Annotated in this window: 2 pseudogenes; both read left to right on the plus strand. The window is 63.5% G+C overall.

Features of this window, described 5'->3' with window-relative positions:
* A pseudogene (locus ACWTU8_RS33245) lies at positions 1 to 142 on the plus strand (cytochrome-c oxidase, cbb3-type subunit III); the annotation flags it as partial.
* Between the two features lie 72 nt (positions 143 to 214).
* A pseudogene (locus tag ACWTU8_RS33250) lies at positions 215 to 355 on the plus strand (cytochrome-c oxidase, cbb3-type subunit III); the annotation flags it as partial.
* Between the last annotated feature and the right edge of the window lie 42 nt (positions 356 to 397).

Below are 397 nucleotides of genomic sequence, written 5' to 3' on the forward strand. Positions count from 1 at the left end.
TTATGGCTCGGGCGAAAGCGCAATCGCCGCGCAGGTCCGCGCACCCAAGCAGGGTGTGATGCCAGCATGGGGCGCGCGTCTGGGGGAGACAAAAGTGAAGGAGCTTGCGGTCTACGTGCATTCGCTTGGCGGTGGGGAATAGGAGAAGCGGCCTATTCACCTCCCACCACCGTCAAGCGACGAGGCCCGGCTGTAGCCGGGCCTCGACCTACCTTATTGCTCGGGCGAAAGCGCAATCGCCGCGCAGGTCCGCGCACCCAAGCAGGGTGTGATGCCAGCATGGGGAGCGCGTCTGGGGGAGACAAAAGTGAAGGAGCTTGCGGTGTACGTGCATTCGCTTGGCGGTGGGGAATAGGAGAAGCGGCCTATTCACCACCCACCACCGTCAAGCGACGAG

Source organism: Mesorhizobium sp. BHbdii (genome assembly GCF_053848045.1).